This is a genomic window from Methylorubrum sp. POS3 (genome assembly GCF_043352485.1).
GTDB classification, from domain to species: domain Bacteria; phylum Pseudomonadota; class Alphaproteobacteria; order Rhizobiales; family Beijerinckiaceae; genus Methylobacterium; species Methylobacterium suomiense.
This window is the reverse complement of sequence record NZ_JAPRBT010000001.1, coordinates 2226183-2246872: the sequence shown is the minus strand read 5'-3', so window position 1 is coordinate 2246872 and position 20690 is coordinate 2226183. Positions and strand designations below refer to the sequence as shown.

Genomic DNA, 20690 nt, shown 5'->3' with positions numbered 1-20690 from the left:
GAGACGCCCCGGACGGTGTCGCGGGTCCCCTGTCCGTGGCGCGTTTCGGACCCGGCCCTACGGCGCCCCCGCCGGATCCGGGCGCTGACCCCGTGCGCTCAGCCCCGCTTCCCGTCCTTGGACGCCTTGGCCGCCTTCAATGTCTCGCGCAGGACGCGGGCCGCGCCCTCGCGGGTGGTCTGGCGGCCGCGGGCCAGGGCCAGGGCCTCAGCGGGCACGTCGCGGGTGATGACCGAACCGGCGCCGACCAGCGCGCCGTCGCCGACCGTAACGGGCGCGACCAGGGCGGAATTCGAGCCGATGAAGGCGCCCGCGCCGATCACCGTCCGGTGCTTCGACACGCCGTCGTAATTGCAGGTGATGGTGCCGGCGCCGATATTGGCGCCCGCCCCCACCTCGGCATCGCCGAGATAGGTCAGGTGCGAGGCCTTGGCCCCCGCCCGCAGGGTCGCGTTCTTGACCTCGACGAAATTGCCGAGATGGACGCCCGCCTCCAGCACCGCGCCGCCGCGCAGGCGCACATGGGGGCCGATATCGGCGCCCTCCATCAACCGGGCGTCGTGCAGGTGCGAGAAGGCGCGGATGACGCAGCCGTCGCCGACGACGACGCCGGGGCCGAACACGCAATGCGGCTCCACCGTCACGTCGCGGCCGATCACCGTGTCGGCACTCAGGAACACCGTCTCGGGGGCGACGAGCGTCGCGCCGCCGAGCTGGGCCGCGCGGCGCAGGCGGGCCTGGATCGTGGCCTCGGCCACGGAGAGCTGAACCCGGTCGTTGACGCCGAGCGCCTCGTCCTCGGCCACGTTCACCACGGCGACGGAGAGCCCGTCGGCCACAGCCAGCGCGACGGCGTCGGTGAGGTAGTATTCGCGGTTGGCGTTGTCGTTGCCGATGCGCCCGAGCAGCGACAGCGCGTGCGTGCCCGACAGCGCCATCAGCCCGGCATTGGACAGGCGCACCGCCCGCTCGGCCTCGCTCGCATCTTTCTCCTCGCGGATCGCCACGACGCGGCCGTTCTCGGTCAGCACCCGCCCGTAGCCCGTCGGGTCGGCGGCCTCGAAGGCCAGCACCGCCACCGCCGCGCCCGCGCGCAGGGGCGCACGCAGCCGGGCATAGGTCTCGGCCGTGATCAGCGGCGTATCCCCGAAGGCCACCAGCACGTCCGCTCTCTCGCGGGCCTCCTCACCCTCCAGCGCGTCGCGGGCGGCGAGCACGGCATGGGCCGTGCCGAGGCGCTCGGCCTGGGGATGGGTGCTGGCGCCGGGCGCCATGCGGGCGACCTCGTCCGCCACGTCGGCGCGACCGGGCTCGACCACCACGGCGAGGCGGGCGGCGCCCGCCTCCTGCACGGCGGCGAGCACGTGGCCCAGCATCGAGCGGTTCGCCAGAGCGTGCAGCACCTTGGGCCGATCGGAGCGCATCCGCGTGCCCTTCCCGGCGGCGAGCACCACCGCGGTGAAGCCGCCCCCCGCCGTGCCGTGATCCGCGCTCATCCGATCGGTCCTCCGTCGCTGGCCTTGCTGGGGGCCTCATCGGCCGCCCCAAGACCGGGGCGGTGTAGCCGATCGTGGGCCGGGCGCGAAGGCCGGGGCCGGCCCGTCCGTCGCTGACATTTGCCTGACATCCGCCGTCAGGCTCGTGGGGGGCGCGCAGGCCTATCGAGGCGGTGTCGTTCCGACCCTTCAGGAGCTTTCGATGACGCGACTGTCCATGACCAGAACCCTCGGAGGCCTCTTCGCCGGCGGCCTGCTCGCCGCCGGCCTGCTGAGCGCGCCGGCGCGCGCCGATGACCGACCGGGGGCCGATTGGATGCCGATCGAGGGGGCGGTGCGCGCCCTCGAACAGGCCGGTTACGCCGATGTGCGCGGCCTCGAGGCCGATGACGGCGTCTGGGAGGGCAAGGCCGTGAAGGACGGCCGGAGCGTCAAGGTGAAGGTGGATCCGCATAGCGGGGCCGTCACCGAGAAGACCGCCAAAGCCGCGAAGACGTCGAAGGACTCGGACAAGCAAAAGCGCGACGCGGACGACGATAACGATTGAGGGGTCGAGCCGCCGACCGGGCGCAAGGCCGCCGCGCGGCCCGCGTAGTGGTCGGCGGCCGTTCGAGACGCTAGAAGCGGCCACCGATTCCCGATCCGGCCCTTTTGGCCGTGAAGGCGACCCCTTGCCCTTTCCGCCGCTACCCACTCCCCTCGCCCGGGCGCTCGACGCGCGCAGCTACGCCGAGCCGACCCCCGTCCAGCAGGCCGTGCTCGATGCCGAGAGCGGGCGCGACCTGCTCGTCTCGGCCCAGACCGGTTCGGGCAAGACCGTCGCCTTCGGTCTCGCCATCGCGGGCTCGCTGCTCGACGAGGCCGAGACCCTGCCCGCCCCCGGCGCGCCGCTGGCCCTCGCCATCGCGCCGACCCGCGAGCTCGCGCTCCAGGTCCAGCGCGAGCTGACCTGGCTCTATGCCGAGACCGGCGCGCGGGTGATCGCCAATGTCGGCGGCATGGATCCGCGCCGGGAGTCCCGCGCGCTGGAGGCCGGCACCCACATCGTCGTCGGCACGCCGGGACGTCTGCGCGACCACCTGGAGCGCGGCCGGCTCGTCACCGAGAATCTCCGCGCCGTCGTCCTCGACGAGGCCGACGAGATGCTCGACATGGGCTTCCGCGAGGATCTCGAATTCATCCTGGCGGCGACCCCCGCGGCGCGGCGCACGCTGCTGTTCTCGGCCACGCTGCCGAAGGCGATCGTGGCCCTGGCCGAGCGTTACCAGCGCGACGCGGTGCGCCTCGCGGTCGCCGGCGAGACCCGGGGGCACGCCGACATCGCCTATCGCGCCGTGCGGGTGATGCCGCGGGAGGTCGAGCACGCCGTCGTCAACGTGCTGCGCTTCATCGATGCGCCGGTGTCGATCGTGTTCTGCAACACCCGCGACGGGGTGCGCCACCTCCAGGCCTCGCTGACCGAGCGCGGCTTCTCCGCCGTGGCGCTCTCGGGCGAGCTCGGCCAGGGCGAGCGCAACGCCGCCCTTCAGGCGCTGCGGGACGGCCGCGCCCGCGTCTGCGTCGCCACCGACGTGGCCGCCCGCGGCATCGACCTGCCGGGCCTCGACCTCGTCATCCATGCCGACCTTCCCCACGACGCCGAGGTGATGCAGCACCGCTCCGGCCGCACCGGCCGCGCCGGGCGAAAGGGCACGAGCGTGGTGCTGGTGCCCGCCGCCCGGCGGCGGCGCGCCGAGCAGATGTTCGCCATCGCCAAGGTCAACGTCGAGTGGAGCGGCCCGCCGACGGCGGACGAGATTCGCGAACTCGACCGCGAGCGGATGATGGCCGATCCGCTGCTCGCCGAAGGCGACACGGAAGAGGATCGCGACTGGGAGAAGGAATGGGCCGAGGCGCTGCTGGAGCGCTTCCCCCCGGAGCGCCTCGCGGCCTCGCTCGCACGGCTCTACCGCTCGCGTATCCCCGTGCCGGAGGACGTGACCGATCCGGGCTTCGAGCCGCCGCGGCGGTCCGATCCCCGCGTCGGCGCGCCGGTCGGCGCCCCGCGCGTGGGCGACGACGAGCCCGGCATCTGGTTCCGCCTCAATCTGGGGCGCCGCGACCGGGCCGAGCCCCGCCGCCTGTTGCCGATGCTGACCCGCCGCGGCGGCATCGGCCGCGGCGATATCGGCGCGATCCGCATCTTCGACCGGGAAACCACCTTCGAGATCCGCGGCAGCGCGGCGGATGCCTTCGCCGAATCCTTCGCCCGTCGCGGCTCGGCCGAATTGCGCGTCGAGCGGATGCAGGGCGAGGCCCCCGCCCCCGGCAAGGCGCCCAAGAGCCCCCGCGCCACCAAGCACCGCCGCGAGGTCGGCAAGGTGCAGCGTCGCTGACGCCTTCGAGGCGTCACGCGGCTCGATTGTCGGCAGGCCTCGGGCTTTTCTCGACAGCGGGCGGCCATCGTTCGCGTCGAGCCGCTGCGGCGGGTGCGTCCGCGACCGGCTCAGGCCGTCACGACGGACCGGGCGCCACGGCCCGGTCGCGGTGATCCGGAGTCACGGCGCGAACCGGCTTTCGGAAAAAGCCGATGCGGCGCATCGATCGAGAGCATCGGCCGAATCCGATCTTCGGCACGATGCGCCCTCCCGGCTGCCGCGCGTGGCGAGCGGGAGGAAGCGCCTCTCCTCGTAGGGGAGAGCGGTGCGCCGCGGCGCGGGCTATCCGGTGAAGGGCGCCGGAGCCCCTACTCCCCGTTCCCCTGGTCGCCGATCAGCCCGCCGACGGTGGCTTTCCAGCCGTCGCGGATCTGACGGCCGCCGGGGATCTTCACCCCGAGCAACTCCGGCTCGTCGTCCACCGCAGGGGTGGGCGCGGGCGCGGCGGCGGGCGCCGCCGGACTCGCCGCATCGGCCGACGTCACGCGGGTGCGGGCGGGGGCGACGGGCTTGCGGGTGGCTTCGGCCTTCGGCTCGGGCTTCGGGGTCGCCTTGGCACTGTCGGCCTTCGATGCCGGCAGGGAGACGAAGCGGGCCGGCTGCTCGGCCTTGGCCCGCACCGTCTCGCTGCGGGCGGGCGCCAGCGTCGCGGCGGTCCGGGGCGGGGCGACGGGGGCCGCCGCGCGGGTGGGGGCAGCGAGCGCCTGCACGGGCTCGATCGGCAGGTTCGTGCGCCCGGAGGCCGCGCTGCTGCGGGCAGGCTCGGCCAGCGGCTGCGACATCTCGGATTTGGCAATCTCGGGCTTGGCAGCCTCGGGCCGAGCAGTCTCGGGCCTAGCAGTCTCGGCCTTGGCGATCGCGGCTCCGGCTGGCTCGCTTCTCGACGGTTGGGGGGGGGCGGACGCGATCGGCTCGGCCTTCGCCACGATGCGCTCCGGCATCGGCGCGGCGGGGGCCGCGTTCGCGCGGGCGGCCGGCGGCTCGGCGGGCGGCAGCGAGAGGCGGGTCGGCTCGGCGCCCGGACCCTCGGCCAGCGCGGGTACGCCGTCCTTCAGGTCGGGCCATTGCGAGGCCACCGGCGCGACCTGGGCGGGGCGGGCCCGCGGGTCGGCGAGGCCGGAGAAGAACGAGAACGCCCCGGCGGTGAAGCCGGCGAGCGCGGTGCCGCCGAGCAGGATGCCGGCGGCGAGGAACAGGCGTGACCGCGCCCGCCCGGAGCGCGGCGGCACCGGGTTCGGACGAGTCTCGGATGGGTGGATCGCCACCGACATGCGGCTGGCCTCTTGCACGTTGTACCCCTGCAACAACTTCGCCTCGACAATGCGGCGGCAAGATGTCCTGTGGTGCCGATCCAATGTTCGCGCCGCCGCCATCCCAGGGAATGGGACTGCGAATCTGCTCAGGACACCGGATCGATCGTGACTTTGCTGATCTTGACAAGCCGGGCGTCAAGACGCTCGCCGAGTCCCACTTGGCGGCCCGACGACGCGATCGGGTTCAGGACTTTTACGATTTGCTGGTTTAACGGAGCGTGCACGCTGTGCCTCCGTCCGTTGATGCGCCGTGGGACGCCTCTCCGTTTTCCTAAGAGAAAGATCAGTGCGCCGGCCGTGGCCGTGGCGCCGGGCGGCATAGACTTTCGTCCACCGATCGGCCACGGTGCCGATCGTGCCGAAACCGCAGGAATTCGAGACCTTTAACCGATGCGGACTTGCCGAATGATCCCGGGTGTCTGGTCCCGGGCGGCGGCCTGACCGATCGCGAGGCCCCGTGCCGAACCCCGCTTCCGCTGCCCCCGCCTCTGCCGAGATGTCCCCGAGTCAGGCGCCCGCCCCCGAGGCTTCACCCGAGGTCGCCGCCAAGGTTCCGGCCGCGATCCGGAACGCGCCGTTCTGGGCCGGCTGGTCGACGCGCACGCGCCTGATCCTCACCGTGCTGGCCATCGATGGGCTGGCGGCCCTGTTCTCCTGCGGCCTCATCGTCCTCAACGCCCGCCATGCCGTGCAGGTGGAGATGGAGGCGAGCCTCGCCACGGTGGAGCCCCTCGTGGCCGACACCATCCGCTCCCTGCGCAGCCCCAGCCCCGACAGCGTGCTCCACGCCCTCGACCTGCGCTTCCAGTCCCTGCGGCACGTCCGTGTCACGGTCCTCGATGCCGCGGGGGAGCGGGTCGTGTTCAGTCCGGCGGACCGGGAGCGGGACGTGCACGACGTGCCCGAATGGTTCGTCTGGCTGATTGCCCCGACCCCGCGCCAGCACGATCTGCCGATCCAGGTCCGGGGTGAGCGCATCGGCACCGCCGCGATCACCACCGAGCCCCTCGACGAGATCGAGGAAGTGTGGGGCTATGCCCTCTCGCTGGCTCTGGCGAGCCTCGTCCTCAACCTCGCGGTTCTGGCCGCTTTGATCGTGGCGCTGGGGCGCATCCTGCGGCCCCTCGACCAGCTCGCCGCCGGCCTCACCCGGCTGGAGCGCCACGATTACACCGCGCATATCGACCCGCCGGCCTCGCGGGAGCTTGCCGTCATCGCCGGCCGCTTCAACCGCGTCGCCGGGGCGCTCGCCGAGGCGCGGGCCGCCAATGGTCGCCTCAACCGCCAACTTTTGACCGCCCAGGACGACGAGCGCCGCCGCACGGCGCTCGAACTCCACGACGAGTTCGGCCCCTGCCTGTTCGCCCTCGAGGCCAACGCGGCCTCCGTCGCCCGCCTCGCCGCCGGCGAGGGAGCGGTCGATCGGGGGCGCCTGAGCCAGCGCGCCGCCGATATCGGCAGCATCGTCTCGCAGGTCCAGACCCTGAACCGCGACCTGCTCAACCGCCTGCGCCCGCACGCCCTGGGCGAGGTGCCGCTCGCCGATTGCCTCAACCTGCTCCTGCGCGACTTCGCGCGACGCCATCCGGGCACCGCCTTCGAGGGGCAGTTCGAGGGGCTGGCGCGGAGCTACGGCGACATCGTCGATCTCACCGTGTTCCGCTGCATCCAGGAGAGCACGACCAACGCCGTGCGCCACGGCGCCGCCGCGCGGGTGCGGGCCGAGGCGGGTGAAATCGCGGAGGCGGAGGGCGGGCGCGCCCTGCAGATCCGCATTCGCGACGACGGCAGCGGCATCGCCCCCGGCCACCGCATCGGCCTCGGCCTGTCGGGCATGCGCGAGCGGGTGGAGGCCCTGGGCGGACGCTTCGCCCTTGACAACGGCGCACCGGGCACGGTTGTCCGGATCGCCATACCGATCGACCCCGAGCACGATGGCGAGGCCGAGGCCCCGCTCGTGCCGCAGGAAAAGTGATGCGCCGGACATGAACGCGCAGGCCATGATCGCGACTTCACCCAAGGGCGCTGCCCCGCGAGGGATGCCCGGACGGGGCGCCGCGGGGACGGGCGAGGCGGCCGACGGCGCCGTCCTCGTCATCGACGATCATCCGATCGTGCTCCAAGGCTGCCGCCGGGTGCTGGAGGATGCCGGCATCGAGACCGTGGCGGAGGCCACCGGCGTGGTCGCGGGCTACCGCGCCTTCCACCGCCTGCGCCCGCAGGTCGTGATCTGCGACCTGACCTTCCAGGGCTCCGGCCTCGCCGGACTCGCCCTGATCCGGCGCATGCGCGCGGTCGAGCCCGAGACCCGGGTTCTCGTCTTCTCGATGCACAACGATCCGGTCATCGTCTCCCGCGCCCTGGAGGCCGGGGCGCTCGGCTACGTCCTCAAGGACCATGCCTCGAACGAGCTGTTCCAGGCCTTCGAGCGGGTGCGTGTCGGCGAGGTCTTCCTCGACCGGCGCCTCGCCACCGAGGTGGCGATGCTGCGCGCCGATCCGCGCCGGACCCCGGAGACGCAGCTCACCCCGCGCGAGCAGCAGATCCTGGCCCGCCTTGCCCAGGGGAAATCCTACGGCGCCATCGCGGCCGATCTCTCGGTCTCCTACAAGACCGTCACCAATGCCTGCTCGCAGATGCGCCAGAAGCTGCGGGTGCGAACCCTGGCCGAGCTGATCCACGTGGCGGTGACGCAGGCGCAGCGGCAAGGGTGATCAGAAGGGTGATCAGAAGGGTGATCAGACAAGGGTGATCGAGCGAATGGCGGAACGGATGGCGCGATTCTCGGACGAGGCCTGGGCGCGGAACCTCGCGGCCTACGAAGCCATCCGGACCATGCCGTTCAACGCCAAACTCGCGACGGGCCTCCTGAGCCCGGACCGGTTCCGCCGCTACATCGTGCAGGACGCGCATTACCTGATCGGCTTCGGCCGGGCGCTCGCCCTCGCCGCCGCCAAGGCGCCCGATCCCGACCGGATCGTCCAGTTCGCCCGCGGCGCCGAGACCGCCATCGTGGTCGAGCGGGCGCTGCATGGCGGCTTCTTCGAAACCTACGGCATCGACGCGGCGACCTTTGCCGCCACGCCCCTGTCGCCGGCCTGCGATCACTACGTGTCGTGGCTTCTCGCCAGCGCCTATGCCGAGCCCTACGAGGTCGTCCTCGGCGCCCTCCTGCCCTGCTTCTGGATCTACGCCGAGGTCGGCCGCGATATCTTCGCGCGCGCCACGCCCGACAATCCGTACCGCGCCTGGATCGACACCTATGCCGGCGAGGATTTCGCCCAGGCCGTCGCCGCGATGATCGCGGCCACCGATGCGGCGGCGGAGGGCGCGTCCCCCGCCCTGCGCGAACGGATGCACCGGGCCTATGCCCGGGCGAGCCAGCTCGAATACCTGTTCTGGGACGGGGCCTACCGGGATGTCGCCTGGCCCGTCTGACGCCGTGTCCGATCCTCCGGCCCCCGGCCTCGACCGGCGCGCCTTCGCGGCGGCGGCGCTCGGTGCCGCCCTCGCCCTGCCGCAGCGGGCCGCCGCCCTCGATGCCGCCCCGGCCGAGCCGACTGGGGGCCCGAAATCCGGGCCTATCGCGATCCTGCTCTATCCCGGCATGACCGCCCTCGACGTGGTCGGGCCCCAGAATCTCCTCGCCGGTCTCGGCCCGATCCAACTGGTCGCCGCCCGCGCCGGCCCGGTCGCGAGCGACACCGGTCTCGCGATCACGGCGACCCACGATTTCGAGAGCTGCGCCCGCGACCTCGACGTCCTGCTCGTGCCCGGCGGCGACGGCACGCCGGTGCAGATGAACGATGCGCCCACCCTCGCCTTCCTGGCGGATCGGGCCGCGCGCGCGGCCTGGGTGACGAGCGTCTGCACCGGCTCGCTGATCCTCGGCGCGGCCGGTCTGCTGCGGGGCTACCGCGCCACCGCGCATTGGTGCGTGCGCGAGGCCGTCCTGCCGCTGCTCGGTGCCGTGCCGGTTGACGGGCGGGTCGTATTCGACCGCAACCGCGTCACCGCCGCGGGCGTCTCCGCCGGGCTCGACTTCGCCCTGGCGCTGGCCGCCCGCCTGCGCGGCGAGGCTTACGCGAAGACCGCGCAGCTCGTGGCGGAATACGCGCCGCAGCCGCCGTTCCAGGCCGGCAGCCCGGCCGCCGCAGGACCCGAGACGACGGCGGCGGCGGCGGTGATCCTGGCCGAACTCACGGCCGGGGCGCGGAGAGTGGCCTCGGAACGCTGAAAGGGGATTCGCCCGTCTCGTGCCGACGGTGCTGCTCAGGCCGGTCGCGCGGGCCCGATCTCACCGGCTGGGCCGGTGCAGGGGATCCGCGAAGGTCGGCGGCGGGGGCGCGTGGCGGGAAGCGATCCGGTCGAGCAGCACGTGGGGCACGGTGAGCGCGGAGAGCATCTGCAGGGTCAGGGTCAGAAGCGTCGCCGTCGGATCGGCTGAGCCGGAGGCGTAGAGCGGCCACAGGGCCGCGCCGAGCCCGAGGGTCAGCCCGAAGATCGGCAGGGCGGCGAGGACGGCCCGCCCCATCGTGTCGATGCCGGGCGCCCGCACCGGGTCGCGCACCAGGGCGCGCATGTGGCGGGGACCGTGGAGCGTGACGAAGTAGAGGGCGAAGGCCGTGAGCGGCGGCAGCAGCCAGAAGGCCGCGGCGAGGCCGGCCAGTTCGGCCAGCATCGTCCGTCGCGGCGGATGGGCCGCGAGCCGGAACGGCACCACGATCGCGGCGAGGGCGAGCCAGAGCCAGGCGGCGGCCGTCCACCAGGCGGGCAGCTGCGCCATCGGAACCCGCGTGACGACCGCGAAAATGTCGGCGGTCGCCTCGGGATGCAGCAAGGCCGGCAGGGCGATCGGCAATCCGCCGCGCAGAAAGGCCTCCACGGGCCGGCCCGGACCGGCATCCTCTTCGCCGAAATGCAGGACCGACAGCGCGAGGAAACCGGCCAGGGTGGGAAGCGGCGTGACCTGCCACGCCAGGAGAACCAGCGCGGAGAGGCCAAGATACGGCAGGGCGAAGACGCCGAACCAGAGCCGTCCGTAGCGGGGGCGCAGGAGCGGCGCCGCCACGGCGCCGTCGAGGGCCCCGTGCGGCACCCCCAGCACGATCACCGCAGCGAGCGCCGCGAGCCAGGACGCCTCGCGCGGGAGAAGCGCCGAGGCGATCAGCCCGCACGCGACCAGGGCCGCGCCCAGCTGCGCAAGCCGCAGGCCCGCGATGCGGAGAGGGCGGCCCGCCCGAACGGACCCCGTGCCGAGCGGCGCGAAGGGGCGAGCCGCGCTTCCCATCACGCCGCCCGGCGCAGCGGCGCGGCGGGGCTGCGGGTCTCGGCCAGGTCGCGATCGACGGCGCGGGTCGTCTGGACCGTCGCCATGAGGCCGTAGACCACCTTGGCGGTGAGATCGAGCACGGCGATCACGGCCAGGGCCAGGGCCGGCGGGAGCAGGCCGAGGCCGTCCTGTCCGACGAGCAGCACCGCCGGATAGGCGCACCAGACCACGGTGAGGAACACGGCGTTGCGCAGGAAGGCCGCGCGCACGTCGCTGCGCTCCGCCGCGTTCTCCTCGCGCAGCTGCACGAAGATCCCGTAGAACACCGCCAGGAACGCGCCGCAGGAGATGGCGAACCACGTCCACTTCACCCAGGCGACCTGCGACAGGCCGAAGGCCAGGGCCGTCACGATCATGATCAGATCGGAGCCGATCAGGCCCCAGACGACGGCCGGGCGGCGCATGCCCGAATGCATGGCGGTGCGGGAGAGGCCCAGCAGCAGCAGCGGCGTGGTGAAGGTCCAATCGATGTAGCGGGCGAAGTAGAACTGGCGCGTCGCCTCCGCCGCGTCGGGCCCGGCCGGGAGGACGAGGCTGCCCTGGCCGGTGGCCATGGCGAAGTAGGAGCAGGCGGCGATGATCGGCACGATTCCGTGGATGATCGTGTCCGCCTCCTCGGCCTGGGTTCGCCTCTTGCCCAGGAACAGGATGGCGGCGGCTCCTGCGGCCATGCCGGCAAAGCCGAGCCAGAGCCAGAATTGAGGCGTCATCGATATCTCTTCGCGATCGTGGGATGAAATGCGCACCAGGAACGTGGTGCCGCGCACGGGCAATCATGGCCGGCACGGGATGTTTCTAGGACTTCGGTCACAGTCGCGTGAGAACCGCGCCCTCCCGCGAGCCGCGATGGGGCGACCTCGTCGAGCTCGCCCGTCGGCCGGACGGACCGGGCGGCCTGCGCCGTTCAGGCCGCGAGAACGTCAGACGGGGGCTCGCGGCCCGTCTTTCCAAGCAATCGCCGGGGCGCAGCGGCCGGGATCGTCGGTTCGAAGCGTCGTCATGGCCGTCTGAGACCGCGAAATCCGATCGCGAACCGACGGCGTCTCTACGGATACGGAGTCGCATCCGAGACGCCGGCCGTGCATCGGCACCGGCCCGGCCCTTGCACGTCAAACGAGCCTCAGCCCGTTGCGCGAGCGGGATTTTCGGGATTGATCTAGAGTTTAAGAAATCCAAATCGGACCGGGGCGGTGTCCCGTCCCAGGGGAGTGACGGACCGACATGGCGGCAGGTTTGGCGAGCGACCTTTTCCGGATCAAGACGCTGGAGCGCCTGCGATCCGACGCGGAGGACGGCGAGAACAAGCTGGAGCGCCATCTCGGACCCTGGAGCCTGATCGGGCTCGGGATCGGCGCGGTGATCGGGGCCGGATTGTTCTCCCTCACCGGCATCGCCGCGGCGGAGCACGCGGGGCCGGCGGTCGTCATCTCCTTCGCTATCGCGGCGATCGGCTGCGCCTTCGCCGGCATGTGCTACTCGGAACTCGCCGGCATGATCCCGGTGGCGGGTTCGGCCTATACCTACGCCTACGCCACGATGGGCGAGTTCATCGCCTGGATCATCGGCTGGGACCTCGTGCTCGAATACGCGGTCGGCGCCGCCACCGTCTCGGTGAGCTGGTCGCGCTACGTCACGCGCTTCCTGCACGACACGCTGGGGATCACCCTACCGGGCACCTTGGTCCACTCGCCGTTCGAGACCTACCAGCTCGCCGACGGCACCATGGCCCACGGCCTCGTCAACCTCCCGGCGATCTTCATCATCGTCGCCGCCTCGGCGCTGCTGATGATCGGCATCCGGGAATCGGCCCGCGTCAACGGCGTCGTGGTGCTGGTGAAGATCGTCGTCGTCCTCACCGTGATCGGGGTGGGCCTGTTCTACGTCAAAGCCCAGAATTACGACCCCTTCCTCCCCGCCAATACCGGCAATTTCGGCGAGTATGGCTGGAGCGGCGTGATGCGCGCGGCGGGCGTGGTGTTCTTCGCCTATGTCGGGTTCGACGCGGTCTCGACCGCGGCGCAGGAGGCCAAGAATCCTCAGCGCAACATGATGATCGGCATCCTCGGCTCGCTGTTCATCTGCACGATCCTCTACATCGCCTTCGCGGGCGTGCTGACCGGCCTCGTCCATTACGATGCCATGAAGGGCGACGCCGCCCCGGTGAACACGGCCATCGCCCAGACGCCGTTCCCCTGGCTCAAGGGCCTCGTCACCTTCGGCGTAATCTGCGGCTTCTCGACCGTGATCCTCGTGCTGCTGCTCGGCCAGAGCCGGGTGTTCTACACCATGAGCCAGGACCGGCTGCTGCCGGGCTTCTTCTCGGCGATCCACCCCACCTGGAAGACGCCCTACCGCTCGAACCTGTTCTTCATGGTGTTCACCAGCGCGCTGGGCGGCTTCCTGCCGATCTCCCAGCTCGGCCACATGACGAGCATCGGCACGCTGCTCGCCTTCATCCTCGTCTGCATCGGCGTCGTCATCCTGCGCCGGACCCAGCCCGACGCGCCCCGCGCCTACCGCACGCCGCTGGTGCCGCTGGTGCCGATCCTCGGCGTGCTCTCCTGCGCCGCGATGATGGTGTCCCTCGACGGCGAGACCTGGCTGCGCCTGATCATCTGGCTCGCCATCGGGCTCGTCATCTACTTCGCCTGGAGCCGCCGCCACAGCCGCATCGGCCGCGAGGAGGGCGCGGGCGCGACCACGGCGCTGTAGGCCCCGGAGCGCGTTTCCCGACCTGCGCAGGCTCCCGAACCCGTGCCGAGCCCGGGAGCCCGGCCATCCGGCGTGTCATCGCGACCGCCGGCTGGGCCGCGTCCTCCGGGGCCTGTTGCCGCCGCGAAGGGCGCGAGGGCGCGCCGTGATCGGGGCGGCGTCATTCGCGCCGCAGGATCTTATCCGTCACGAAGCGCGCTGCCGACCACGTCTTCCGGCCCTCCGTGATCGTCTTGGGGTCGTACTCGGATGTGACCCAATCCTCGAAGGAGATCGGGTGGGTCTGGCTACGGGTCATGTACGACTTGATGACGTCGTGAAGGATGCCGGTCTTCGCGGAGCGAATGTGACCATACTTCCACGACAGCTGCCGGATGGCGTCCGAGGCGGGAGCCTTCTCGCGAAACAGCAGAAACAGAGCCGCCACCAGACCGGCCCGGTCCGCCCCCGATTTGCAGTGGATCAGGGCCGGGTACTCGATCGCCTCGAAGATTCGCTTGAGTTCGAGAATTTCCGATCGTTCGGGGGCCTCTCGGGAGCGGATGCGGATCTCGTGAAGCGCGATGCCGAGATCCGCGCAGGTTTCCTTCTCCAAGGGCCATGAGCCGTATTCCCTCTGCCCGCGCAGGCAGACGACGCTTCTCACTCCCTTCCGGTGAAACCCCCTCAGCTGGTTCGGTGTCGGCTGCGCCGACCGCCAGAGATTGCCGCCGCCCACGGAATGAGCGTTCAGGTAGAACACCCGGAAGATGCCGTGATCGACGAACAGCATGTTGATCCACGCCCCGAGCCGGTCGCTCCACCCGTGCAGGGGCCGGTCCCACCGCGCGATGCGCGACAATCGCCGTTCGTTGCGGCGCCTGAGCTTCTGTTCGCTTTTCTTGTCCATGGTGGGAGCGTTCGACTGAGCTTTCGATCGTGAGCGCGGAAGCCGCGCCGGTTCGCAGGGCGCCGTGCGGGCGCCTCAGCGGACGGGCAGGTCTTCCTTCGCCTTGCCGGAGGAGGAGATGATGATCAGCCGGTAGGTGCGCAGCATCGCGATCGTCGCGGCGACGATGAACCCGTACGCGCCGCCGGTGAAATGTCTCTTGAGCAAATAATACTTGAAGAACACGGTGAACGGCTCCACCGCGATCCTTGGAATGGTGGACGGGTGAGATTTATTGATTTCCTTGGATTGAAGTTTGTAATATTTGACGTTCTTATCGATCAGGTGGCGGATCGATAGGATGGACTGGTGGAAGATCGGTCCACTGATGAAGCCCATGTTCTTCCGGTCGAGTTTGACCTCGTCGAAGACGGCGCTGTCCGGAAAACGACAGAAGTTCTTGTTGTAAAGTCTGATATAGAGATGATAATCGGCAAGCAGTCTCGGCTTGTTGGCGCCAGGGTAGACCTGCTTGATCTTGAACTGATAACCGTAGATTTCGTCGTCGGACTTGTTCCGAAACAGGTCTTGAATCTGAGCTCGGGTCTTGTCGGTCAGCCACTCGTCGGCATCGAGATTCAAGATCCAGTCATGAGCGGTCAGATCCTCCGCGAATCTCTTCTGTTGGCCGTATCCGACCCAGGCGTTGTGAAAACACTTGGCGCCGAAGCTCTTGCAGATCTCGATCGTTCTGTCGGAGCTTCCTGAATCGACGACGATGATCTCGTCGACGAGATCGCGGACACTGTTCAGGCAACGGGCGATCCTGTCTTCCTCATTGTACGTGATGATTGTACAGGATATCTTGCGTTGCATGTGACGTCAGAGGTCCGGGATCTTGCCGTTCGATGGGTCTGTGCGCCGGGCGACAGCATGCAGCGGGTGAGTATTGAGGCGTGGGGCGAAGGATAGCACACCTTGGCCGCCTTGCACCCGACGATCCCTCGGGACATCAACCGATCGGCCCGCACACGCCCCGGCGGTGACCGCCGATCGTGCCGCGGCGATACGGCCCGCCACACTTTCCGGATCTTCCGATCGTAGGCAGCCCGACGCCGGAGCCTGATCTCGGCGTTGCGGACGATGCGCCGGGTCCCGGTCCTGCCGCGACCCGTCCGTCGAAGGAGGTCGCCTCTCCCCCGGCGTCGGAGCCCGGCGGCTCAGGCTCGCCGCGCCAGGGCCAGCATCGGCGGCTCGGCCAAGCCCACCAGCGGACGGCCCACCTCGACCGACTGGCGCTCGCGGGCGATGAAGGCGGTCGGCATCTCCTGCTGCATCTCCGCCTCGACCTTGCGCAGCTGCGCGTCGGAATGACAGGGATGGAGGTGGATGATGGCGAGCGCCTTGGCGCGGGCGGCCTTGGCCAGTTCCACGCCCTTCTGCCAGGTCGAGTGGCCCCAGCCGCAGCAGCGCGAATACTCGCTCTCGGTGAACATGCCGTCGTAGACGATCAGGTCGGCGTCCTCGACGAAGCGGCAGAGCGTCGGGTCGGGCCAGTTGGCGCCGTGCTCGATGTCGCTGATCACGCAGAGCCGCTTGCCCGCATGGTCGAACCGGAAACCGGTCGAGCCCTGGGGATGGTCGAGCAGGATCGTGTCGACCCGGGAGCCGTCGGCGAAGGTGAGCGTCTCGCCCGCACGGAAGCCGTGATGGCGGAAGGTGCAGGGCAGGATGTCGAGGGTGACGGGAAAGAGCGGGGGCGAGAACAGCCGGTCGAGGGCGGCGGCGGCGCTCTCGCCGTCGAGATTCCCGCACCACGTGTGGATCGTGCGCGCCGCGTCGAGCACGGCGGGCTTGAAGAAGGGCAGGCCGGCGCTGTGGTCGAGGTGAAGATGGCTGAACAGGAGATCGATCTCCCGCGGCAGGTCGTCGAGGCTCTGGCGCCCGAAGGCGCCGAGCCCGGAGCCCGCATCGATGACGAACAGGCGCTCGCCGCATCGGACTTCGAGACAGGGGGTATTGCCGCCGAACTCGGCCGTTTCCGGGCCGCTCACCGGCGTCGAGCCGCGTACGCCCCAGAAACGCAGTGTCAGGGCGTCGTCCTTGGCTGGACTCGTCAGGGTCATGGATCGGTACCGTTGCCCGGGCGGTTCCCGAGCCTTCCACAGTGACAGCGCCGCCGCACGCATCCGCTTGACGATCCGCGGCGGTCCTTCGGCCCTACGATAGGGCGGAGTGTACCGCGCTGAGATGGGTGGCGGCCATGCGGGTGCGTGTGCGAGCCCGCACACGTCGTTTTGACCTGTGTGAAACTCGCGCACCGACGCGAGAGGGTCTGTGCCGAGCTTCGAAAAAGCTTTTGCGGCACGAAATCGAGAAAAGCGCCCCGGCTTTGCAGGCAAGGACGATGGCTTAACGCTGAGCCATCCGCTCGACCATGGGTTGCGGTTCGGCGAGAACGGGCGGCCCGATTTCCCCGTCGAGCGAGGCCCGCAGGAGCGTCGGCAGGGTCTCCTGATAGCGCATCGCGTAGGCGGCGAGGCGGACCGTCCCACCCGCGTAGGGCGGCCGCTCGGCGATCCGGCGCGGGAAGAACGGCGTACCCGGCCCGATCACCGCGGCCCACAGCGTCTCCGGCATGATGGCAGGCGGCGCGGGCTTCCGTCGGGCGGCGATCAGCACGACCTCCTGGCCGGCATAGGCCAGGGCCTCCGGGCGGCTGATGTCGCCCACCGGAAACCCCTGGCTGATGCGGTGGGCCCAGAAGGCGTGCTGGCCGCCGTCGGAATAGGTGGTGCGCACGGCGGCGGCCCCCTCTTCCGCGAGGGCGGCGATGCGCGCCGTCTCGTCCCGGTGCAGCGCCTGGGCGGCGGCCTCCTTGTCCGGGTCCTTCGACGGGGCGAAGGCGTAGCGCCCGTTGGCGACGCCGACGACCGGCTCCTCGCCGGTCGCCTCGAAGCGGTCGGAGCCTTCCTTGAGCTGGCGCCAGAAGCCGATATTCGGGTCGGTGCGGTGGCGGGCCATGTTGGCGGCCGTCATCCGGAACGGGAAGGCCTGGAACTGGAAGGCGCCCTGCCCCCCGGCGAAGGCCTCGCGGGCGACCGCGAACAATTCGCCCGCCACCTGATCGGTCATGGCAAAGCAGCCCATCGACGAGCAGATGCCGTGCACCATGATCGCCGAACCGGTGGCGCCGTGCGCCCGGTCGTAGGCATTGGGATAGCCGATGTCGAAGGAGAGATAGTAGCGCGAGTTCGGGTTCATCTGGCTTTTGGCCACGGTGTAGAACCCCTCCGGCACCTGCCGGTCGCCGTTCCGGGTCTTCGGCCCGAGCTGCCCCGACCAGCGGCAGATCGGGTAGGTCTTGATCGGGACGTAGCGCCCGGCGCTGTTGCGCTTCCACAGCTCGATCTCGGATTCGCGCTTGTAGGCCCGCAGCAGGATCGGCGCCGACGCGCTCGTGCCCTTGGCCGCCATCAGCGCCAGGGTCGCGGGCGGAATCGGCTGGCTCGCCTTGTCGGCCCGGGCGGGCGCCGCGAGTGCGAGCAGGGCCAGGAGGGCCGCCGTCAGCAGGCGCAGGAGAGGGCGCGTCGGGCGTCGTGCGGCGTCGGGGAAGAGCATGCACCGTCTCGATCGAGACCGGCGGGGAAAGGCCGGCGTCGCCCGCGGCGACGCGGCCCGAGTCCTGTTCGAGGTTTGAGGCGGATTTGCGGGGGCGGCTCGTCCCGTCCACGTCCTCATCCTGAGGCGGCGGCGCGAAGCGTCGCCCTCGAAGGAGGGCTCCAGCCAGCCGCGCGATCCCTGGAGGCCTCCTTCAGGGCCCGCCCGCGCGGGAACCTCAGGATGGAGGGTGTGGGGGGATCGGCCGAGTCAGGCCGGCGCCCGATGCGCGGGCGCGTCGAGCCGCACCCCGTCGATCCCCGTCACGGTGTTGCGCTCCACCCGGATCACCGCGTCGAACGGAGCCTGGCGGCGCAGGGTCGCCTCGTCCGGCAGGCAGACGATCAGGCCCGCCCCCGCACGGACGGCGCGCAGGCGGGCGATCCGGGCGGCGACCTCGTCCGGCTTGCGCTCGTCGAGGGTGAGGCCGACGACCAGGATGTCGGGCCGGCGCACGAGGCAGCGCACGAACTCGATCGCCACCCGCTCGCGCGGGCCGATGGCGCCCTCCCCCAGCACCGCGCGCTGGCCCTGGGCCGCTCCCGCCGCGCCGGCCTCGATGCGGGTGGCGAGGCCGAGGCGGTATACCGTGGGCTCCAGACCCTGCTCGGCCAGCACTTGGCGCACGAGCGACCGCACCCGCGCCTCGGCGCCCGCCTCCCCTTGGGTGATGCGGCCGAACAGCAGGTTCTCCTCCAGGCTGGCGGCGGCGGTGAGCCGGGCGGGATCGTAGAACTCGATCTTCTCCCGGTAGCGCGCCGGGAGCAGCGCGGCGAAGGAGTGGCGGGCGGCGACCAAGCGCTCTTCCAGCGCGGCGTCGATCAGGCCGAAGCGGTGGCGGGTCTCGTTGTAGCGGAGCGCCAGCCCGATCAGCCGCTCGCGGTCGCGCTGCCCGGCCGCGCCGCGGCGGAAGCTGCGCGCATCCGGCTGGCGGGCGACGAGGTCCTCGAAATAGCCCCGCTCGTCCGCCGGGAACAGGGAGAAGGTCTCGAACAGGGGATGGTCGTCGGGCAGATCCGAGAAGATCTCGACGGTGGAGCGGGCGACCTGCAGCCCGACATCGACCAGGGTGCGGGTCAGATCCTCCGCCTCCAGCACCGCGCGCAGGTAGGGATGCGCCGCGAGCCGCCCCGCCGAGAAGGCCGGGCCGACCGCCTCGCCGAACAGCAGGTTCTCGCCCAGATCCGCCTGATGATTGTAGCGGGCGGGATCGAACGGCTCGACCAGCCGCTCGATGCCCTGCGCGGCGAGCGCCTCGCGCACGGCCCGGCGGGCGGCGACCACCGCGTTCGCGGTGGCGGGATCGTCCTCGGGATCGACCGAGGCCTCCAGCCCGCGCTCGTAGACGAAGGCGTCGAGGCCGGTGAGCTTGAGGATGGCGATGCGCTCGGCCAGTCCGGAGGCCTCGCGGTCGCCGCTGCGGGCACCGTAGAGCAGGTTCTGGCGCAGCGTCCCCTCGATCAGGATCGCCTCCGCGCCGGCGAGCGCGATGCGCCGCGCCCGCTCGGCCGGATCGAAGGCGCGCAGGGGCGTGCCGCCGTAGGTCAGCGCCCCGGCGGTCGGCTCGATCTGGCCGGCTAGCAGGGCGGCCAGCGCCCGCACGCCGCTGCCGCGCGGGCCGACGATGGCGACATGGGCCGGCATCGGCAGGGTGAGGTCGACGCCGGTCAGGCGCTCGCCGCTCGCCGGATCGTAGGCCCCGACGCCCTGGGCCGCGAGGACCCCGACCGGGGGGAAATCCGCGAAGACGCGGGCCTCGCCGACGGAGCGCGGCTCCAGCGCCTCGACGATGGCGGCGATGTCGCGAAACAGCGGCGCGACCGCCGCCCGCCGGGTCCACAGGCGCAGGCAGGCCGAGATCAGCAGCGCGGCGATGCCGAACGCGCCCGCCGCCGCGGCGAGCGCTCCGGGCAGCACGTTGTCGGCCTCGGTCGCCGCCTCGCCCTGCCAGAGGGCGGTGGCGATGAGGAGGGCGGGCAGGATCACCACGAGGGCGAGCGCCGGCGCCCGGGCATAGGCCAGCCGCGCCTCGGCCCGCACCAGGGCCGAGCGGGCGGCCCGGGCCCGCAGACCCAGGCGGCGGCGCTCGAACGCCGCCGCGCCGTGGGCGCGCACGGCGGGCATCCGGCGGATCAGGTCGCGCAGGCCGATTTCCGTGGCGGTGGTGTCGTCGCGGCGCAGAGCCCGGCGGGCGGCGGCGCGGCCGAGCAGGAGCGCGCGGGCCAGCCCCGTGGCGGCGAGCAGCATCGCCACCACGGGCACGAGGCGGGGGGCGGCGAGTTCGGCCATCACGAGGGCGAGCAGGATCGCCGCGAGCGTCAGCCCCGGCACGACGATGCCGACGGCCGCGAGCGGCCCCATCCGGGCGAGCGCCCGGCCGACCAGGGCCGGCAGCGCCCGCAGATCCTCCCGCGCCCCCGGCGGCGAAGCGAGGATCGCCTCGCGCGCCCGCGTCCGCATCCTGGCGGTCGCCCGCGCCTGGGCGGAGAAGCACAGCAGGGCCACGCCGCCGCCCAGAGCCGCGAGCGCCAGGGCGGCGGCGATGAGGGCGCTCAGGGCCAGGAGCGGCAGCTCCGCCGGCGGCAGGCTCCAGCCGGAGAACAGCACCGGCGCTTCGTTCAGGTGGTGGCCCGGCAGCGGCAGGGCGATGCGCAGGAACGGCAGGGCGTCCGGCGTCGAGCGGGTGAGCACGGCGATGAGGTCGCGCAGGCAGACGAGCACGAACAGCGCCAGCGGCAGACCGAGTCCGACCGCGAGCCCGAGCGCCGCCGCGTGGCGGCGCGGCGCGGAGGCCCAGGCGAACAGGATCGGGTCACGCTGCATCGACGCATCCCGTGGCGAGCCGGGAATCGAGACCGTTGGCTGCGTTTCGAGGGGGCATCGGCAGCTCGC

At 71.4% G+C, this 20690-nt stretch carries 16 protein-coding genes; 7 read left to right on the top strand and 9 right to left on the bottom strand.

The features are described 5' to 3' along the window. Positions 1-98 precede the first annotated feature (98 nt). The gene (glmU, locus tag OWC43_RS10510) at positions 99-1496 is read right to left on the bottom strand and encodes a bifunctional UDP-N-acetylglucosamine diphosphorylase/glucosamine-1-phosphate N-acetyltransferase GlmU (RefSeq protein WP_393956648.1); all 1398 of its coding nucleotides are present in this window, start codon (positions 1494-1496) and stop codon (positions 99-101) included. Positions 1497-1698: 202 nt separating this feature from the next. Between glmU and OWC43_RS10505 the strand changes: the two genes are divergently transcribed. Both OWC43_RS10505 and OWC43_RS10500 read left to right on the top strand, forming a co-directional pair. Further along, positions 1699-2043: a PepSY domain-containing protein gene (locus OWC43_RS10505; RefSeq protein ID WP_137831720.1), complete on the top strand. Its 345-nt coding sequence runs from the start codon at positions 1699-1701 to the stop codon at positions 2041-2043. 124 nt (positions 2044-2167) lie between these two features. Continuing rightward, positions 2168-3871: a DEAD/DEAH box helicase gene (locus OWC43_RS10500; RefSeq protein WP_238307776.1), complete on the top strand. Its 1704-nt coding sequence runs from the start codon at positions 2168-2170 to the stop codon at positions 3869-3871. 350 nt (positions 3872-4221) lie between these two features. On the opposite strand, the gene OWC43_RS10495 is transcribed toward OWC43_RS10500, so the two are convergent. Beyond that, positions 4222-5184 carry a hypothetical protein gene (locus OWC43_RS10495; RefSeq protein WP_393956646.1) on the bottom strand — a complete coding sequence of 321 codons (963 nt, stop codon included), beginning with the start codon at positions 5182-5184 and terminating at the stop codon, positions 4222-4224. Positions 5185-5722: 538 nt separating this feature from the next. On the opposite strand from OWC43_RS10495, the gene OWC43_RS10490 reads away from it, so the two are divergent. The 4 genes from OWC43_RS10490 (at position 5723) to OWC43_RS10475 (ending at position 9463) form a co-directional block, all read left to right on the top strand. Then, positions 5723-7201, top strand: coding sequence for an ATP-binding protein (locus OWC43_RS10490; RefSeq protein WP_393958538.1), 1479 nt, complete (start codon positions 5723-5725; stop codon positions 7199-7201). A gap of 64 nt (positions 7202-7265) precedes the next feature. Then, positions 7266-7940, top strand: a complete 675-nt coding sequence (locus tag OWC43_RS10485) for a response regulator transcription factor (RefSeq protein ID WP_137831511.1) — start codon at positions 7266-7268, stop codon at positions 7938-7940. 46 nt (positions 7941-7986) lie between these two features. Beyond that, positions 7987-8664, top strand: a complete 678-nt coding sequence (locus OWC43_RS10480; protein ID WP_393956644.1) for a TenA family protein — start codon at positions 7987-7989, stop codon at positions 8662-8664. 4 nt (positions 8665-8668) lie between these two features. Continuing rightward, positions 8669-9463: a DJ-1/PfpI family protein gene (locus OWC43_RS10475; protein WP_393956642.1), complete on the top strand. Its 795-nt coding sequence runs from the start codon at positions 8669-8671 to the stop codon at positions 9461-9463. A gap of 60 nt (positions 9464-9523) precedes the next feature. Here OWC43_RS10475 and OWC43_RS10470 read toward each other — a convergent pair whose 3' ends face one another. Continuing rightward, on the bottom strand, positions 9524-10516 hold the full coding sequence (locus OWC43_RS10470; RefSeq protein ID WP_393956641.1) for a Brp/Blh family beta-carotene 15,15'-dioxygenase: 993 nt from the start codon (positions 10514-10516) through the stop codon (positions 9524-9526). Next, entirely contained in the window at positions 10516-11268 is a 753-nt protein-coding gene (locus OWC43_RS10465; protein WP_393956639.1) for a bacteriorhodopsin, read from the bottom strand. Before OWC43_RS10465 ends, OWC43_RS10470 begins: the two co-directional genes overlap by 1 nt. Positions 11269-11779: 511 nt before the next feature. On the opposite strand from OWC43_RS10465, the gene OWC43_RS10460 reads away from it, so the two are divergent. Beyond that, complete coding sequence (locus OWC43_RS10460; RefSeq protein WP_393956638.1) at positions 11780-13270, top strand: amino acid permease; 1491 nt, start codon at positions 11780-11782, stop codon at positions 13268-13270. Positions 13271-13430: 160 nt separating this feature from the next. Here the strand turns inward: OWC43_RS10460 and OWC43_RS10455 are convergent, their stop codons facing one another. The 5 genes from OWC43_RS10455 to OWC43_RS10435 all read right to left on the bottom strand — a co-directional run bounded on the left by OWC43_RS10455 (position 13431) and on the right by OWC43_RS10435 (position 20621). Beyond that, positions 13431-14159, bottom strand: coding sequence for a tyrosine-protein phosphatase (locus OWC43_RS10455; protein WP_393956636.1), 729 nt, complete (start codon positions 14157-14159; stop codon positions 13431-13433). Between the two features lie 75 nt (positions 14160-14234). Further along, a complete protein-coding gene (locus tag OWC43_RS10450) occupies positions 14235-15014 on the bottom strand; it encodes a glycosyltransferase family 2 protein (protein WP_137831507.1) in 780 nt (259 codons plus the stop codon). 344 nt (positions 15015-15358) lie between these two features. Further along, complete coding sequence (locus OWC43_RS10445) at positions 15359-16264, bottom strand: MBL fold metallo-hydrolase (protein ID WP_137831508.1); 906 nt, start codon at positions 16262-16264, stop codon at positions 15359-15361. Between the two features lie 286 nt (positions 16265-16550). After that, positions 16551-17759 carry a L,D-transpeptidase family protein gene (locus OWC43_RS10440; protein ID WP_393956634.1) on the bottom strand — a complete coding sequence of 403 codons (1209 nt, stop codon included), beginning with the start codon at positions 17757-17759 and terminating at the stop codon, positions 16551-16553. Between the two features lie 249 nt (positions 17760-18008). Next, positions 18009-20621, bottom strand: coding sequence for an ATP-binding cassette domain-containing protein (locus tag OWC43_RS10435; RefSeq protein ID WP_393956632.1), 2613 nt, complete (start codon positions 20619-20621; stop codon positions 18009-18011). Positions 20622-20690 lie beyond the last annotated feature (69 nt).

Bases quoted from the DNA above. Each gene is read 5' to 3' on its own strand.
- OWC43_RS10505 (WP_137831720.1), top strand. From the start codon at position 1,699: ATGACGCGACTGTCCATGACCAGAACCCTCGGAGGCCTCTTCGCCGGC.
- OWC43_RS10450 (WP_137831507.1), bottom strand. From the start codon at position 15,014: ATGCAACGCAAGATATCCTGTACAATCATCACGTACAATGAGGAAGAC.
- OWC43_RS10445 (WP_137831508.1), bottom strand. From the start codon at position 16,264: ATGACCCTGACGAGTCCAGCCAAGGACGACGCCCTGACACTGCGTTTC.
- glmU (WP_393956648.1), bottom strand. From the start codon at position 1,496: ATGAGCGCGGATCACGGCACGGCGGGGGGCGGCTTCACCGCGGTGGTG.
- OWC43_RS10495 (WP_393956646.1), bottom strand. From the start codon at position 5,184: ATGTCGGTGGCGATCCACCCATCCGAGACTCGTCCGAACCCGGTGCCG.
- OWC43_RS10485 (WP_137831511.1), top strand. From the start codon at position 7,266: ATGCCCGGACGGGGCGCCGCGGGGACGGGCGAGGCGGCCGACGGCGCC.
- OWC43_RS10460 (WP_393956638.1), top strand. From the start codon at position 11,780: ATGGCGGCAGGTTTGGCGAGCGACCTTTTCCGGATCAAGACGCTGGAG.
- OWC43_RS10440 (WP_393956634.1), bottom strand. From the start codon at position 17,759: ATGCTCTTCCCCGACGCCGCACGACGCCCGACGCGCCCTCTCCTGCGC.
- OWC43_RS10490 (WP_393958538.1), top strand. From the start codon at position 5,723: ATGTCCCCGAGTCAGGCGCCCGCCCCCGAGGCTTCACCCGAGGTCGCC.
- OWC43_RS10480 (WP_393956644.1), top strand. From the start codon at position 7,987: ATGGCGGAACGGATGGCGCGATTCTCGGACGAGGCCTGGGCGCGGAAC.
- OWC43_RS10435 (WP_393956632.1), bottom strand. From the start codon at position 20,621: ATGCAGCGTGACCCGATCCTGTTCGCCTGGGCCTCCGCGCCGCGCCGC.
- OWC43_RS10470 (WP_393956641.1), bottom strand. From the start codon at position 10,516: ATGGGAAGCGCGGCTCGCCCCTTCGCGCCGCTCGGCACGGGGTCCGTT.
- OWC43_RS10465 (WP_393956639.1), bottom strand. From the start codon at position 11,268: ATGACGCCTCAATTCTGGCTCTGGCTCGGCTTTGCCGGCATGGCCGCA.
- OWC43_RS10455 (WP_393956636.1), bottom strand. From the start codon at position 14,159: ATGGACAAGAAAAGCGAACAGAAGCTCAGGCGCCGCAACGAACGGCGA.